13 protein-coding genes are annotated in these 16623 nt (G+C 62.5%); 6 read left to right on the forward strand and 7 right to left on the reverse strand.

Features of this window, described 5'->3' with window-relative positions; translation table 11 throughout:
* Positions 1 to 15: 15 nt before the first annotated feature.
* A complete protein-coding gene (gene lptE, locus OHD62_RS15445; protein ID WP_263783637.1) occupies positions 16 to 606 on the reverse strand; it encodes an LPS assembly lipoprotein LptE in 591 nt (196 codons plus the stop codon).
* Entirely contained in the window at positions 593 to 3283 is a 2691-nt protein-coding gene (leuS, locus tag OHD62_RS15450; RefSeq protein WP_263783638.1) for a leucine--tRNA ligase, read from the reverse strand. The genes lptE and leuS overlap by 14 nt, the downstream gene beginning before the upstream one ends.
* Positions 3284 to 3430: 147 nt before the next feature.
* Here leuS and OHD62_RS15455 point away from each other — a divergent pair, with 147 nt between their 5' ends.
* Positions 3431 to 4093 (forward strand): YggS family pyridoxal phosphate-dependent enzyme, encoded by a 663-nt coding sequence (locus OHD62_RS15455; RefSeq protein WP_263783639.1) that lies wholly within the window; start codon positions 3431 to 3433, stop codon positions 4091 to 4093.
* Positions 4094 to 4203: 110 nt separating this feature from the next.
* Entirely contained in the window at positions 4204 to 5253 is a 1050-nt protein-coding gene (locus tag OHD62_RS15460; protein WP_263783640.1) for an aldo/keto reductase, read from the forward strand.
* Positions 5254 to 5302: 49 nt separating this feature from the next.
* On the opposite strand, the gene OHD62_RS15465 is transcribed toward OHD62_RS15460, so the two are convergent.
* Positions 5303 to 6211 carry a LysR family transcriptional regulator gene (locus tag OHD62_RS15465; protein ID WP_263783641.1) on the reverse strand — a complete coding sequence of 303 codons (909 nt, stop codon included), beginning with the start codon at positions 6209 to 6211 and terminating at the stop codon, positions 5303 to 5305.
* Positions 6212 to 6332: 121 nt separating this feature from the next.
* Between OHD62_RS15465 and OHD62_RS15470 the strand changes: the two genes are divergently transcribed.
* Both OHD62_RS15470 and OHD62_RS15475 read left to right on the forward strand, forming a co-directional pair.
* The gene (locus OHD62_RS15470) at positions 6333 to 7511 is read left to right on the forward strand and encodes an MFS transporter (RefSeq protein ID WP_263783642.1); all 1179 of its coding nucleotides are present in this window, start codon (positions 6333 to 6335) and stop codon (positions 7509 to 7511) included.
* Positions 7512 to 7551: 40 nt separating this feature from the next.
* Positions 7552 to 8586, forward strand: a complete 1035-nt coding sequence (locus tag OHD62_RS15475; RefSeq protein ID WP_263783643.1) for an aldo/keto reductase — start codon at positions 7552 to 7554, stop codon at positions 8584 to 8586.
* Positions 8587 to 8898: 312 nt separating this feature from the next.
* Here OHD62_RS15475 and OHD62_RS15480 read toward each other — a convergent pair whose 3' ends face one another.
* Positions 8899 to 9171: an usg protein gene (locus tag OHD62_RS15480; protein WP_263783644.1), complete on the reverse strand. Its 273-nt coding sequence runs from the start codon at positions 9169 to 9171 to the stop codon at positions 8899 to 8901.
* Positions 9172 to 9476: 305 nt separating this feature from the next.
* Between OHD62_RS15480 and acs the strand changes: the two genes are divergently transcribed.
* Complete coding sequence (gene acs / locus OHD62_RS15485; protein ID WP_263783645.1) at positions 9477 to 11432, forward strand: acetate--CoA ligase; 1956 nt, start codon at positions 9477 to 9479, stop codon at positions 11430 to 11432.
* Complete coding sequence (locus tag OHD62_RS15490) at positions 11432 to 12181, forward strand: MOSC domain-containing protein (protein WP_263783646.1); 750 nt, start codon at positions 11432 to 11434, stop codon at positions 12179 to 12181. The genes acs and OHD62_RS15490 overlap by 1 nt, the downstream gene beginning before the upstream one ends.
* A gap of 1 nt (position 12182) precedes the next feature.
* On the opposite strand, the gene OHD62_RS15495 is transcribed toward OHD62_RS15490, so the two are convergent.
* The 3 genes from OHD62_RS15495 to OHD62_RS15505 form a co-directional block, all read right to left on the reverse strand.
* Positions 12183 to 13451: an SAM-dependent methyltransferase gene (locus OHD62_RS15495; protein ID WP_263783647.1), complete on the reverse strand. Its 1269-nt coding sequence runs from the start codon at positions 13449 to 13451 to the stop codon at positions 12183 to 12185.
* A 375-nt stretch (positions 13452 to 13826) separates the two neighbouring features.
* Positions 13827 to 15305 (reverse strand): TadE/TadG family type IV pilus assembly protein, encoded by a 1479-nt coding sequence (locus tag OHD62_RS15500; protein WP_263783648.1) that lies wholly within the window; start codon positions 15303 to 15305, stop codon positions 13827 to 13829.
* A gap of 326 nt (positions 15306 to 15631) precedes the next feature.
* Positions 15632 to 16501 (reverse strand): transglutaminase-like domain-containing protein, encoded by an 870-nt coding sequence (locus OHD62_RS15505; RefSeq protein WP_263783649.1) that lies wholly within the window; start codon positions 16499 to 16501, stop codon positions 15632 to 15634.
* Positions 16502 to 16623 lie beyond the last annotated feature (122 nt).

Below are 16623 nucleotides of genomic sequence, written 5' to 3' on the forward strand. Positions count from 1 at the left end.
CCTTCTCCGTCCTGTTTAACCCGCCGCCGCGGTCTTGCCGTGCTTGACCAGATCCTGGGCGATCGACAGCCGCAGCAGATCGGCCAGCTCGCGCGCTGCGCGATTCTCGGCATCGATCTGCGCCCTGTAGGAGGCGAACTCCTGGCGCGGCCTGTCGAAGGACGACGCGATCGAGCGCCTGCCGGTGGCGATCCTCGTTCCGGTCTTGGCGTCGGTCAGCACATAGTTCGCGGTCAGCGTCACCGTGCCTGCCGTCGGTTCGTCCTCGTCGGTCTGGATCTGTACGATGGCCGCGGATTCGACGAGTTCGGTGACGCCGAGATCGAGCGAATAGACTGGCGAAGCCGGCTCGCCCCCACCCTGGCCGAGCGCGAAGATCAGATTGTTGCGGACCTGCTGGGCGTAGCGTGTGTTGACCGGCTTGACCGAGATCGACGCCAGTTCGACGGCGGCGCCGACTTGCGAGCCGGCGGTGAGCGGCGCGCTCGAATAGAGCGGGCGCACCGTGCACGCCGAAAGCAGCGCAGCCGAGACGACCAGGCCGCAAAGTGCCCCACGGCGCAGCAAACGCGTCACATCTGTCTTTTCCGGATCAGGCAACGACATTGACGATCCTCTGCGGCACGATGATCACCTTGCGCGGTGCCTTACCTTCGAGCGCTTTCTGCACGAAGTCGAGAGCCAAAACCGCTTTTTCGACCGCACCTTGGTCCGCGTCGCGGGCAATTGTCAAATCGCCGCGTTTCTTGCCGTTGACCTGGACCGGCAGCACGATCTCGCTGTCGACGACGAGCGCCGGGTCATAGACCGGCCACGGCCGTTCGGCGACAAATCCTGTCCCGCCCAAGGTCGACCAGCATTCGTCAGCCAGATGCGGCATCATGGGCGCGATCATGATGACCAGCATTTCCAGCGCCTGACGCAATGCCGGAGCGTTTTCCGGGTTCAGACTTCCGCCACCCAAAACATTGGACCCGCTGGGCTCACTTTTGCCAGCCGTGAAGGCGCCGGCGGGCGCAAGCGTCTGGATAGCATTGACCAATTCATAGAGCCGCGCGATGCCTTTGTTGAAAGCGATCCTCTCGATATCCTCCGCTACCTGCTTGGCGGCACGATGCGCCATACGCGACAGTTCAAGCGCAGGACCGGAAACGCCTTGTGCAGGTGATACCCCTGCCAGCGCGGGCGCTGCCTCCGACACCTGACGCCAGACGCGCTGCACGAAGCGGTGTGCGCCCTCGACGCCAGCTTCCGTCCAGATCACGTCGCGGTCGGGCGGCGAGTCGGACAGTACGAACCAGCGAGCGGTATCAGCACCGTAGTTTGCCAGGATATCATCGGGATCGACGACATTCTTCTTCGACTTCGACATTTTCTCGATCGCGCCGATCTCTACCGGCGTACCGTCGCTGATCAAAGCCGCCTTTCGCTCCCCATCGATCATGTCAACCCTGACCTCCGCCGGAGTGACATACTGGCCGTTGGCGCCGCTGCCGATACGGTAGGTCTCGTGCACAACCATGCCTTGGGTAAACAGGCCATCGAACGGCTCTTCGACCACATTGAGATGGCCGGTCGCCTTCATGGCGCGGGTGAAGAAGCGCGAATAGAGCAGGTGCAGGATCGCATGCTCGACACCGCCGATGTATTGGTTGACCGGCAGCCAGCCGTTCTTGCCATCGACCACGGCCATCGTTGTCGGCGCAGCCTCGTTCCACGGGTCTGTGAAGCGCGCGAAATACCAAGATGAATCAACAAACGTGTCCATCGTATCGGTATCGCGTCGTGCGGGCTTGCCACATTGCGGACAGTCGACATGCTTCCACGTCGGATGATTGTCTAGCGGATTGCCTGGCTTGTCGAAGGACAGGTGATCCGGCAACTCGACCGGCAAATTCTCGGCGCGCACGGGCACGGCGCCGCAATCGTCGCAATAGATCACCGGGATTGGCGCGCCCCAGCAACGTTGGCGCGAGACCAGCCAATCGCGCAGCCGGAACTGCACCTTGCGCTCAGCCTGCGGCCGATTGCCAATAGCGATGCCTGACAGCCTGGTCGCGACCTCATCGAATGCGGCCTGTGGCGTCATACCATCAAGGAAGCGCGAATTGATCATCACGCCGTCGTCGGTATAGGCCTCCTCAGTGATCTGGAAGGTCCTGGCGTCGGCGCCTTGCGGCATCACTACCGGAATGACCGGCAGCCCGTATTTATTGGCGAAGTCGAGATCGCGCTGATCGCCAGACGGACAGCCGAAGATGGCACCCGTGCCATAGTCCATCAGCACGAAATTCGCGACATAAACCGGCAGCGTCCAGCTCTCGTCAAACGGATGAACGACTCGGATGCCAGTATCAAATCCCTTCTTCTCGGCGGTCTCGATCTCGGCAGTCGCCGTACCGCCGCGCTTGATATCCTTGATGAAGGCGGCCAGCTCGGCATTGTCTTCCGCAGCCCTTTTCGTCAGCGGATGGTCTGCCGCAATTGCCATGAACGAGGCGCCGAAAATAGTGTCGGGCCGGGTCGTGTAGACCTCAAGCTCGCGCTCGCCAGCGGGCGCCGTAGCGGCAGCCAGCGGCCAGCGTATCAGCAGGCCTTCCGAGCGGCCGATCCAGTTGGCCTGCATCAACTTGACCTTGTCCGGCCAGCGCTCCAGCGTCGACAGGCTGTCCAGCAATTCCTGCGCCATCGAGGTAATCTTGAAGAACCATTGCGTCAGGTCGCGCTGCTCAACCAGTGCCCCGGATCGCCAGCCGCGCCCGTCGATGACCTGTTCGTTGGCGAGCACCGTCATATCGACCGGATCCCAGTTGACCTTCGCCGATTTGCGCTCGGCCAGCCCGGCCTTCCAGAAATCCAGGAACATCTTCTGCTGGTGCTTGTAGTAGCTCGCATCGCAGGTGGCAAACTCGCGGGCCCAGTCCCAAGACAGACCCATCGACTTCAACTGGCCCTTCATCGTTTTGATATTGGCGTAGGTCCAGTCGCGTGGATTGACATTGTTGTCGCGCGCCGCGTTTTCGGCCGGCAGGCCGAACGCATCCCAGCCGATCGGGTGCAGCACGTTGAAACCCTTGGCCCGCTTGTAGCGCGCCACCACGTCGCCCATCGTATAGTTGCGCACGTGGCCGATATGGATGCGCCCCGACGGATAGGGGAACATCTCCAGCATGTAGTATTTCGGGCGCGGGTCGTCGTTGTGCGCTTCAAACAGCTTCTTTTCAGCCCAGGCTTTCTGCCATTTGGGCTCTGACGCGCGCGGATTGTATCGTTCGGTTGCCATCGGATGTTTTTCACTTAAAAGCAGGCACGAGCCGCCGGACAATGGCCGGCGGCCAGGAAAATGTCGTCGCGGTGTTCACCATGGATTGCCGGACCCGTCAACTGCGGCGAGCCGGCCGGCAACGATAAAGACAGGCAGGATATAGGCATGGCGAGCTCCGTCGAACAGCTTTTCACGGTCAAGGCGAAGATCGCCGCCGCCGAGCAGGAAGCCGGACGTGACGCCGGCGCCGTCACGCTGGTCGCGGTGTCGAAAACCTTTGACGCCGCCGACATCCGTCCGGTCATCGAAGCCGGCCAGCGCGTCTTCGGCGAGAACCGCGTCCAGGAAGCGCAGGCCAAGTGGCCGGCGCTGAAGGCGGCCTTCCCCGATATCGAGCTGCATCTGATTGGCCCGCTGCAATCGAACAAGGCCAAGGAAGCGATCGCGCTGTTCGACGTCATCGAGACGGTCGATCGCGAGAAGATCGCGGCGGAATTGTCCAAGGAGATGGAGAAGCAGGGCCGGTCGCCAAAACTCTACGTCCAGGTTAACACCGGCTCGGAGCCGCAAAAGGCCGGCATCGAGCCGCGCAACGCCGTCGCCTTCGTCGCCCGCTGCCGCGCGGTGCATGGCCTCACCATCGAAGGGCTGATGTGCATTCCCCCGGCCGACGAAAACCCCGGCCCGCATTTCGCGCTGCTGGAAAAGCTCGCGCAGGAAGCCGGGCTCGAAAAGCTCTCGATGGGCATGTCGGGCGACTACGAGACAGCGATCGCCTTCGGCGCCACCAGCGTCAGGGTTGGCTCGGCGATCTTCGGCACCAGATAAGACAGTCGGGCCTTGGGCCAATCCGGAAGGCTCATTGCGCCACCACTGGAAACGAAACGTACCGTTCCTATTTGGTAGAGCGTCATCACCAAATCCTCTGGAGCCGCATCATGCGCTACAATCAACTCGGAAATACGGGGATGTTCGTCTCCGAACTGTGCCTCGGCACCATGACCTTCGGCGCCGCCGGCGAAAATGCCCAATGGGGCCTCATCGCCAGCCTCGACCAGAAAGGCGTCAACGAGATCGTCTCCCGCTCGCTCGCCGCCGGTGTCAACTTCTTCGATACGGCGGACGTGTATTCGTTTGGTCAGTCCGAGCGCCTGCTCGGCCAGTCGCTCAGGGATCTCGGCGTTGTCAGGTCGAACGTGGTCATCGCCACCAAGGTGCACGGCGCCATGGGCGACGGGCCGAACCAGCGCGGCTCCTCGCGCGGCCACATCATGGATTCGGTCGACGCCAGCCTCGAGCGCCTGCAGCTCGACCATATCGATCTCTACCAGCTGCACGGCACCGATACAGTGACGCCGATTGACGAGACGCTGCGGGCGCTCGACGATCTCGTTGCCAGCGGCAAGGTCCGCTATGTCGGCGTTTCGAATTGGCAGGCCTGGCGCATCGCCAAGGCGCTGGGCATCGCTGAGCGCAAGGGCTTTGCCCGCTTTGAGACGGTGCAATCCTACTACTCGATCGCCGGTCGCGATCTTGAGCGCGAGATCGTGCCGCTGCTCAATGAGGAAAAGCTCGGGCTGATGGTGTGGTCGCCGATGGCGGGTGGCCTGCTCTCCGGCAAATACGGCCCCGGCGCGCCTGGCAATGGCGAGGGCCGCCGCGCCTCCTTCAACTTCCCGCCCGTCAACGAGGACCGCGCCTGGGCGGCGGTTGCCGTCATGCGCGACATCGCCAAAAAGCACGGCGTCAGCGTCGCCACGGTTGCGCTCGGCTATGTCTTGGCCAAGCCGTTCGTGATGAGCGTCATCATCGGCGCCAGCCGCATGGAGCAGCTCGAACAGAACCTCGCAGCCACCGAACTGAAGCTCGATGCCGACGATCTGGCCAGGCTCGATGAGGTCAGCGCGCTGCCCGCTGAATATCCCGGCTGGATGCTGGAACGGCAGACGGTGGGCCGCCGGCCGGCGCCATTCACAGCGAAGAAGTAGCGACATCCTCGCCTTGACAATCGGGAGCCGGCGGCTCCCGATTTCGACCTCAGCCCAGCCGCACGACCTCAGCAAGGAAGTCGAGAAAAGCTCGCACCCTGGCCGGCAGGTGCTTGCCTTGACCGACATAGACCGCGTGCGTCGGCTCCTCATCGCCGGGGTTGAACTCTTCCAGCAGCGGCACCAACCGGCCGGCGGCGATATCGGGCTCGACATGCCAGCGCGCCAGCCGCGCAATGCCCGCTCCTGCCAACGTCGTCAGCCGCATCGCTTCTCCGTCGCTGACCGTCGTATTTCCCGCAATCGGGACGATGGTTGGCGCGCCTTTCGCGTCCACGAATGGCAGGCCGTCGATATGTCGTACGAAGCCGAAAGCAAGCAGATTGTAACGGATGAGATCGGCGGGCGTTTGCGGTTTGCCACGCTCTTCAAGGTAGGCGGGTGCCGCGACGACCACCATTCGGCTCTGACCGAGCTTGCGCGCCACCAGCCGTGACTCGCGCAGCGGCCCGGCGCGGATGGCGACATCGGCGCGCTCCTCCATCAGGTCGATGACGCTGTCGGTCAGCACCGCCTCGACCGAAATCTCCGGATAGCGTTCCAAGAAACGCGGCAGTAGCGGCATCAGCCGGTGCTGGCCGAACGGCACATAGCTGTTGACCCTCAGCCGTCCGCGCGGTGCCGCGCCCGCCGCCGCTTCGCGTTCGGCCGCATCCAGGTCGGCGAGGATGCGCACGCCGCTGTCGTGAAAAGCGATACCCTCCGGGGTGAGCTGCAACCGGCGTGTCGAACGGCTGACGAGGCGTGCGCCGAGCCGCGCCTCCAGCCGTGCGATCAGCTTGCTCACCGCCGATGGCGTCATCCGCAGCGCCCGCGCTGCCGCTGAAAAGCTGCCGGCCTCGACGACACGAACGAACACTTCGATCTCGCCGGAACGATTGATGTCTGGTCTCGCCATTCGTGAATCTATTTCACAGAAAATATGCCTTGGGCAAGTCTGGTTCACAGACGGCAGCGACACGATCTTCTGGATCGGGACGCGGGGACAAGCGTCTTCCGCAACCGACAGGACGATCGCCATGCCTCTTGCTCTCTACGCCCTCGCCGCCGGCGCCTTCGGCATTGGCGTCACCGAATTCGTCATCATGGGCCTGCTGCTCGATGTCAGCAAAGATCTCGGTGTGTCGATCTCGGCTGCCGGCCAGTTGATTTCGGGCTATGCGCTGGGTGTTGTCGTCGGCGCGCCGCTTTTGACGATCGCCACCGGAAGCTGGCCACGCAAGACGGTGCTTTTGGCGCTGATGGCGATCTTCACGCTGGGCAATCTGGCCTGCGCACTCGCGCCTGACTACTGGACGCTGATGGGCGCCCGCGTCATCACCGCCTTTGCCCATGGCACCTTCTTCGGCGTCGGCTCGGTCGTCGCGACCGGGCTGGTTGCGCCCAACAAGAAGGCCTCGGCGATCGCGCTGATGTTCACCGGCCTGACCATCGCCAACATCCTCGGCGTTCCCTTCGGAACCTGGCTTGGCCAGGCCTTCGGCTGGAGAGCGACCTTCTGGGCGGTAACCGCGGTTGGACTGGCGGCCTTCGCAATCATCCTGCTGCTGGTACCACGCAGCCAGGTCGCTCCCGAGAAAAGCAACCTGCGCGCCGATCTCGCCGTGCTTGCCCGCGCGCCTGTCCTGCTTGGCTTCGCCACCACCGTGCTCGGCTATGCCGGCGTGTTCGCCGTCTTCACCTACATCGCGCCTCTGTTGACCGAGATCGGCGGCTTTCCGGAAGCTGCCGTATCGCCGATCCTGCTCGTCTTCGGCGGCGGCCTCATCGCCGGCAATCTGCTGGGCGGCAAGTTCGCCGACCGCTGGCTGGTGCCGTCCGTTCTCGGCAGCCTCGTCGTGCTGGCGCTGGTGCTCGGCACGATGACCTTCGCCCTGCACAGCCAGACGATGGCCGTCATCTATGTTGGCCTGCTTGGCGCCGCCGCCTTCGCCACAGTGGCGCCGCTGCAGATGTGGGTGCTGGAAAAGGCCGAAGGCGCCGGCCAGAGCCTCGCCTCGTCCTTCAACATCGCCGCCTTCAATCTCGGCAATGCCGCCGGAGCCTGGCTTGGCGGCGTGGTCATCGCCCATGGCCCCGGCCTCGGCGCCGTCTCTTGGGTCGCCGCGCTACTGCCGCTCTCAGCACTGGCCGTGGCGGCACTGGCGCTGCGTCTCGATCGCCAAACGCTTGGTGAACCGGCAACCGCCCGCTCGTAGCAACCCCGACGAATCCCATTAGACATCACAGGAGAAAACGATGGATTATCGACGTCTTGGCGCCTCGGGCCTGAAGGTCCCTGCACTCTCGTTCGGCGCGGGAACCTTCGGCGGCTCTGGGCCACTGTTTGGCGCCTGGGGCAACAGCGATGCGCAGGAAGCGCGGCGGCTGGTCGACATCTGCCTCGAGGCCGGCGTCAACCTGTTCGACACTGCCGACGTCTATTCGAACGGCGCTTCGGAAGAGGTGCTCGGCCAGGCCATCAAGGGCCGCCGTGACGCCGTGCTGATCTCGACCAAGACCTCGCTGCCGATGGGTGACGGGCCGGCCGGCTACGGCTCGTCGCGTTCGCGGCTGATCAGAGCCGTGGAGGACGCATTGAAGCGTCTCGGCACCGACTATATCGACCTGCTGCAACTGCATGCTTTCGACGCTGGAACGCCAATTGAGGAGGTGCTGGGGACGCTGGACGACCTCGTGCGCGCCGGCAAGCTGCGTTATGTCGGCGTCTCCAATTTCTCCGGCTGGCAAGTGATGAAATCGCTCAGCCTGGCCGACAGACACGGCTATCCGCGCTACGTCGCCCATCAGGTCTATTATTCGCTGGTCGGGCGCGATTATGAATGGGAGTTGATGCCGCTCGGCCTCGACCAGGGCGTCGGCGCACTGGTCTGGAGCCCGCTCGGCTGGGGACGCCTGACCGGCAAGATCCGTCGCGGCCAGCCTTTGCCTGAGAAGAGCCGGCTACACGACACGGCGAGTTTCGGCCCGCCGGTCGAGGACGAGCATCTGTTCAAGGTGGTAGAGGCGCTCGACGCCATCGCCGAGGAGACCGGCAAGACCGTGCCGCAGATCGCCATCAACTGGCTCTTGCAACGCCCGACCGTCGCCTCCGTCATCATCGGCGCGCGCAACGAAGAGCAGCTTCGCCAGAACCTCGGCGCCGTTGGCTGGTCGCTGGCGCCAGAGCAGATGAAGAAACTCGACGCGGCAAGCGAGGTCACTGCGCCCTATCCCTATTTTCCCTACCACCGTCAGGAAGGCTTTGCCCGGCTCAACCCACCGGCGGTTTGATCGTCGCGATCGGTCGTTTCGAATGACCATCATAAACATTCGGGATTAGCCGAAGTCTCCCAACTTCGTCATCCCAGGGCGAAGCAGGAGCGAAGCTCCGTCGCGAAGACCCTGGGATCCATGCCATCACCTTGGCCGCAGAGTGCGGCAGAGCAGAATTCGGCACCGCAGCGGCGCTTTGAAGTCACGGCATGGATCCTGGGGTCTGCGCCGCGTCGCTTCGCTCCTTGCTACGCCCCAGGATGACGAAGTGATGGACGTTTCCGCCAATCGCCAAGGCATGCGAGCCCGTCAAACTTCAGCGCCGGCGCCCTAATGCAGCACGAACTCGCCATCGACCTTCCGCCACTCGTTCGGCGCGATCAGCTTCTGGTGCGTATAGCTCACCGAGTGCAGCGGGCCGTCGAGCCTGGCCTTCCAGAACTCGATGAACCTTATCAGCACCGGGAATTTCGGCGCGATGTCGTAGTCCTGCCAGATGAAGCTCTGTAAGAGATGCGGATGGTCGGGGAAGTGATAAAGAATCTTGGCCGTGGTCAGGCCATAACCCCTAAGCATCAGGTCCATTTCTGAATGGTCACGCATTGCAGCCCCCAGGTTGATTCTCCTTTCCTCCCAATGCGAAATTGTGCGCGCTATTTGCTTAATCGTCTATTGATATTTCGTGATCTAGACCGAGTTTACTACGCAAAAACATGTAGTTAGCAGCGATCACACCCGAGTGCTGACAGTCTTGGAAAAGACGGCTGCGGCATCCCGCCGCGCAAATCCAACGTCTAATGTTGCCGTCACGGCGGAACTGTTAATAATGCGCGCGAATTCGCGGCCGTGGCGCCGCGAGCCCGCTGGCGCGTCAAGCCGGCGGCATGGTTTGGGAGGAAAGCGAAGAAATGTCCGATGTTCATGTCCATCGCGTCCGGCCGGCGTGGAAGAAGAACGCGCTGATCGACAATGACACCTACCAGAAATGGTACGCCGACAGCGTCAAGAACCCGGACAAGTTCTGGGGCAAGCATGGCAAGCGCATCGACTGGTTCAAGCCTTTCAGCAAGGTCAAGAACACCTCCTTCGACGGCAAGGTCTCGATCAAATGGTTCGAGGACGGCGAGACCAACGTCTCCTGGAACTGCATCGACCGGCATCTGAAGAAGCGCGGCGACCAGACCGCCATCATTTGGGAAGGCGATAACCCCTATGACGACCGGAAGATTACCTACAACGAGCTCCACGCGCATGTCTGCCGCCTCGCCAATGTGCTGAAGAAGCACGGCGTCAAGAAGGGCGACCGCGTCACCATCTACATGCCGATGATCCCGGAAGCCGCCTATGCGATGCTCGCCTGCACGCGGATCGGCGCCATCCATTCGGTTGTCTTTGGCGGCTTCTCGCCGGACGCGCTGGCCGGCCGCATCGACGACTGCAAATCGACCTTCGTCATCACCGCCGACGAAGGCCTGCGCGGCGGCAAACATGTTCCCCTGAAGGAAAACACCGACAAGGCGATCGAGATTGCCGCCAAGGCCGGGACGAAAGTCGAGAAGGTCGTCGTCGTGCGCCGCACCGGCGGCAAGACCAGCTGGGTCACCGGTCGCGACGTCTGGTATCACGACGAGATCGCCACGGTTAAGGCCGAATGCAAGCCCGAGAAGATGAAGGCCGAGGACCCGCTGTTCATCCTCTACACGTCGGGTTCGACCGGCAAGCCGAAGGGCGTGCTGCACACCACCGCCGGCTATCTCGTCTACGTCTCGATGACGCACCAATATGTCTTCGACTACCATGATGGCGACATCTACTGGTGCACCGCCGATGTCGGCTGGGTTACCGGCCACAGCTACATCCTCTATGGCCCGCTCGCCAACGGCGCCACCACGCTGATGTTTGAAGGCGTGCCGAACTATCCCTCGCAGTCCCGCTTCTGGGAGGTCATCGACAAACACAAGGTCAACATCTTCTACACCGCGCCGACGGCGCTGCGTGCGTTGATGGGCGCCGGTGACGGCCATGTCGCCAGGACGTCGCGCAAGTCGCTGCGCGTGCTGGGCACGGTCGGCGAGCCGATCAATCCGGAGGCCTGGGAGTGGTATTTCAACGTCGTCGGCAACGCCAAGGTGCCGATCGTCGACACCTGGTGGCAGACCGAAACCGGCGGCATCCTGATCACGCCGCTGCCCGGCGCCACCGACCTCAAGGCAGGCTCGGCGACGCGGCCCTTTTTCGGCGTCAGGCCGCAACTGGTCGACGGCGACGGCAAGGTGCTGGAGGGTGCGGCCGACGGCAATCTTTGCATCACCGACTCGTGGCCCGGCCAGATGCGCACCGTCTATGGCGATCACGAGCGTTTCGTGCAGACCTATTTCTCGACCTACAAAGGCAAATATTTCACCGGCGACGGCTGCCGCCGCGACGCCGACGGCTATTACTGGATCACCGGCCGCGTCGATGACGTCATCAATGTCTCGGGCCATCGCATGGGCACCGCCGAGGTCGAGTCGGCACTCGTCAGCCACGACAAGGTCTCGGAGGCCGCCGTCGTCGGTTATCCGCACGACATCAAGGGCCAGGGCATCTATTGCTACGTCACGCTGATGGCCGGCGAAAAGCCGAGCGAGGAGTTGCGCAAGGAACTGGTCGCCCATGTCCGCAAGGAGATCGGCGCCATCGCCACGCCCGACAAGATCCAGTTCGCGCCGGGCCTGCCCAAGACCCGCTCGGGCAAGATCATGCGGCGCATATTGCGCAAGATCGCCGAGGACGATTTTGCCGCGCTTGGCGACACCTCGACGCTGGCCGATCCGGCGGTGGTCGACGATCTCGTCGCCAATCGCCAGAACAAGAAGGCTTGATGTCGGCCCCGGCCGGGATCGGCACTGTCAGCGAACTCTGGCGTTATCCGGCGAGCTCGCTCGCCGGAGAACGCCAGGAGGTGATCGCTGTCGGGAAAGAGACCATCGATGGCGACCGCCTGTTCGGCCTTGTCGATGCCTCGAACAACGAGATCGCGAGACCCGATCGCGAGGCGAAATGGCACAAAGTGCCGCTGATCCGCACCCGGCTGACCGGTGACAGAGAACTCGAGATCGCTGTTCCCGGCGGCGATTGGCTGGCCGCACCCGGCGCCGAAAGCGACCGCGTCGTTTCCGCCTATCTCGGTTTCGACGCCTCGATCCGGCCGTTTCGCCAGGAAAATGCTGCGCCGGACTACGCCGGCCCGCTGACCGCGGAGCGCTATCGCAAGGCGCCCGTCCACCTCCTGACCACCGCTTCACTGGCGCGCCTGAAGGCGTTGCATCCTGAGGGATCGCCCGATCCGCGCCGCTTCCGCCCCAATATCGTTGTCGACATGGCGGCGATCGAGGGCTCGTTCCCGGAAACGGATTGGATCGGGCGCAAGCTGGCGATTGGCGACCTGCTGTTGACCATATCGGAACCGTGCCGGCGATGCGGCTTCACCATCATCGCCCAGGACGGCTTCGACCACGATCCGGCGATCCTGCGCAGTCTGGTTCGTCACAACGCCCACAATATGGGCGTCTACTGCACGGTCGATCGGCCTGCCCGCGTCGAAATCGGCGCACCGATGCGCTTCGTGTAAATTACAGATACAAATCCGCCCGCGTCGGCGGCAGGCCGCTCGGGCCGCGCGCCCGCTTGGTGACGACGGTCTGGAAAATCTGCGCCGAGGCGCGTTCGAAGGTGATCGAGCAGCCGGTGAGATAAAGCAGCCAGAGCCGCGCCTTGGCCTCGCCGACCTCGGCAATCGCCTCGTCGAAGCGCGCCTCCAGGCGCTCCGCCCACAGCCGGCAGGTGCGGGCGTAGTGCTCGCGCAGATTTTCGACATCGTAGACGAGGAAGCCGTGCGCTTCGAAATTGCCAAGCGTCATGCCAATCGTGTCGAGTTCGCCGCCGGGGAAGATGTATTTGAGCAGCGCCTTGTATTCCGGTCCCTTGCGCAGGGTTTTCTTGATGCTGCCCTTGTCGCGCCGGGTGATGGCATGGTGCAGGTAGATGCCACCCGGCTTGAGCAGGCGATGGATGGTCTTGAAATAGGTGGCGTGGTTGGCGAGCCCGAGATGCTCGAACATGCCGATCGAGGATATCTTGTCGAAGGAGCCGGACAGTTCGGCATAGGATTTTATCTCGATGGTGATGCGGTCCTCCAGCCCCTCGGCGCGGATGCGCTCGCGCGCAAGCGCGGTCTGGGCTTCCGACAATGAGACGCCGTGGCCGGTAACGCCGTAATTCTTCGCCGCATGGATCAGCATCGCTCCCCAGCCGCAGCCAATATCGAGCAGCCTCTCGCCAGGCTTCAGCCTGAGCTTGCGGCAGATATGGTCGAGCTTGTCCTTCTGAGCCTGATCGATGCCGTTGGCGAAATCGGTGAAGTAGCCGCAGCTATAGACCATGCGCTCGTCGAGAAAGAGCCGGTAGAAGGCGTTCGAAATGTCGTAATGGTGCTGGATCGCTTGCCTGTTCGAGCCGCTGACGAAAGGGTTGCGGCCGGAAAGGTCTGTCCGCGTCGTCATCTGTTTTCTCGAAAACAGCACGGCAGGCAGGTCGCGCAGGACCGCGAGCTTCGGCAATGCCTTGAGCTTCGTGCGAAGCTTGCCTTGCGAAGGCAAGGCATAGAAGTCGAACAGCGATCCGTCTTCGACGTCGATCGCCTTGGAAATCCACATCTCGATCAGTGTCGACAAAGTGGGGCGGCGGACCACCTGCCAGACAATATCCTGGTCGTTGATGGTGAGCACGGGGCCGGTGGCGGGCCCGATCCGCTCGCCGGTCCACAGTCTGACCGCAAAACCCGGTTTCAGCGTTTCGATGACGGTTCGAACGATCCGTGCTGCCTTGTTGCTGGCTTCCATTTCCTTCCCCGACGCGCCGGATGCCGGCAGTCCAGTGCGACAATGTTGTCCGGTTGGCCGGTAGACCGCAACCCGCCCCGGTGCCGAAAAACATCACACGCGGCTTTTTCAACAGGACGCCTTGCCATTTGCTGCGGCGCACACCATCATGAGGGTGTGTTCAACAAATCGAAAGGAGGTGATCCGATGTCGAGTGATTTCGTTTTCCAGAACGTGGCCTCAGCGGATTGCACTTTCGGGAAGCAGTCTTCCCGTTAAGGCGCGAGATGCGCGGCAGGCGATGCGACAGCATCGCCGCCAAGAGACCGCGCCATGGACGGAAACACGGAAGGCCGCCGGCTTCGTTAAGAAGCGGCGGCCTTTTCCGTTTGAGGATTAGTGGGTGAGCGCAACCTTTTCGGTATTTCGGATGATTTCCTGGAAGGCGGCGTCCAATTCTATTCCAGTGGACACCTCGAAATAATGTCTGTTGGCGGCAGAGGCGTCCTTCGACGAACAGTCCATCAGCACCGCCTTCGCCTGGTCCCGCTCGGTTGGCGACATATCCTTGTCGTTCAGATCAAACCCAATAGTGAAAATCTCGATGCCGTCGCTTTTCATGTTGCCGCATAGCGTTTCAGCGTTGCCGCGCGCAAGATTGCCCTGGCTGTTGTAGCTGCCCCCCGCACTGGCGAAGGCCGTATTGAACTGGCCATCGGTCATCAGGATCGCGACCTTGGCAACCTTCTTTGCATTGGTATCCGAAGGGCCGCTGCCGAGACCGACATCCTTGATCGCCGCGCGCCATTGCGGCGACAGCATATAGTAGGTCCACTGAATGGCGATCGCGCCGGCCGTATAGCCATCTGCCCGAAAGTCGTCGATCGAATCAAGCAAGGCGCCGGAATCGGCGGTCAGCGGGATCACCGCCGCGTCAGGGCACTTGTTCATTTGTCCGCCACCCAGATGATCATCCCGGTTGACCAGGGCATAATATTCCTTGCCGTTCCCGTCCGTGCGAACCGTGTCGGGGCCGTCGGCGCTAAAATCCGGATCGCTGTTTTTGTTCTTGCGCTCCGTGGCGCAATTATCCGAACGAGGCATCGCCGCGCCAACAATGGAGATGTAGTCGCTGAAGGACGGCAGCAGCTTGTTGCCCGTCTTGGCGACGAGCAGCGAGCTGCCGGCGACGGGCGGCAGGTCAGAGCTCCCCTGCTTCTCGGCATAAACGTTCTCCGCCAGCTTGCCGGCGTTCACGGCGGAAGCATAAGGTATAAGCGCGACGCGGACGCGGGGGTTTTTCGGATCCTGGTTCTGAAGCATCGTCTGGACGGCGTTTTTCGCCGCTGCTTTCAGATCGCCGATCTTGTCTTTCGTGCCGCTCTTTTTCATCGACCCCGTGATGTCGAGCATCATCGCCACCTCGACCGTCTTGTCCGAATAGAGGGCGCTGGTGGAAGCGGTGACGCGCCGTGCATTTCCCGAGCCGAAGATCGGGAAATAAAGGCTGACATCGACATGGGCGTCCGCCTGGACCGTCTTGGCGGTCTTGTCGACCGTCAGCTTGTCGAGGACGATCTGGTCGGCCTGCAGGATGCCGGCCGTGCTGTTGGCGTCGAGGAAGGCTTGCACCGATTTGTTGGCGTCGGCCTCCTTGATGACACCGGTGGTCAGGTCACGCGCCGTCGAGGTCACCGCCGCATCGACCACGCCTTGCAGGCTCGATCTGGCGTTGTAGAGCTGCGACACATTGACGGCAAAGCCGGCGCCCAGCGCCAGAACCGACCCGACAACACCGAACAGAACAGCGAAGTTTCCGCTGCGATCCCTGCCGAAGCTGCCGATCGCCTGAACAGGACCCTCAAAATGCCGCATGCTTTTCGCCTCCATCGTCACAGCCTCGTAGCCGTGTGAAGGCGGGATTGCAGGATTCCGGCCGGATGGCCTTACCATGAAGTGGAAAGCCAACCACTCACTGCGAAGCCATTGTTTTTGCTTGGTTTCAAAACACGGCATGGTAAACAGTCGGTTAACGAGAAGGCCCGGTGGCCGTTTCGTTTACGAAGCGCTTACCATGATCCGCTCGCGGCCGCGCCGCCCAGAAATTCGGTCCCTATCCGGCACAGAGATGCTGTGCCGAAGCGGATCAGGTGCACCCGGCTCGGGAGACGCCTTCGCGACGGCGCCATTCGCGCCCGCGCCTATGCCAGCATATGCGCGCCGACGGTCCTGTTGATGCCGTGATGAGGAGGATTGAACAGATTGCGTTCCTGCTCGTAGGTCCAGACCTTGAACAGGCTGAGCCGGTGCGGGCCGAAACTATGCAGCAGCGGCACGTCGGTCGCGTCGCGGCCGCGGGCGATGACCACACGGCCGATCCTCGGTACATTGTGGCGAGGATCGAACGTGTACCATTTGCCATCGAGGAAGACTTCCACCCAGGCCGAGAAATCCATTGGCGCCGGGTCGATCGGCACGCCGATGTCGCCGAGATAGCCATTCACGTAGCGGGCGGGGATGTTCATGCAGCGGCAAAGCGTGATCGCCAGATGGGCGAAGTCGCGGCAGACGCCGACCCGCTCCTCATGCGCTTGCGCCGCCGTGCGGGTCGAACGTGCATAGCCATAGCCGAAGGACAGACGGTTGTGGACATAGTCGACGATCGCCTGCACCCGCCCCCAACCGGAGGGCAGATGGCCGAAGCGCTGCCATGCGAGATTGCTGAGGTGATCGGTCTCGCAATAGCGACTGCCGAGCAGATAACCGAGAACCTCGTCTGGCAACTCCGCCACCGGCAATTCCTTCGCCAGCGTATTGACCTCGTCCGGCTCGCCGCTGTCTTCGACAACCGCATCGTAGAGAATGCGGAAACCGCCGGCCGGCGCGGTGAACCGGCGGCAGGTGTTGCCATATAAGTCATGGTAGACCGTGGTGGGCACCGAAGGTGACGTCAGTACGCGCGTCTGCCGCTTGATATTGGCTTGGCGGTCATTGTGTATCTCGAGCAGCGAAATCACCGGCGTGGCTGCAACACAGTCGATGGCGATTTCGTAGCCGAGCCGGATCAGCATCGCGGTTCCCCCTTCAATCATCGTGGAAAACAGTTTTGTTCAAACGCAAGAGGGAGCGCCCTGGTTCCCGGCGGTCGTCGAAAAGGTGGCGTTGCACCTTCCCATGCGGGTGCCGCGACGCT

Source organism: Mesorhizobium sp. YC-39 (genome assembly GCF_025753795.1).
Taxonomy (GTDB): domain Bacteria; phylum Pseudomonadota; class Alphaproteobacteria; order Rhizobiales; family Rhizobiaceae; genus Mesorhizobium.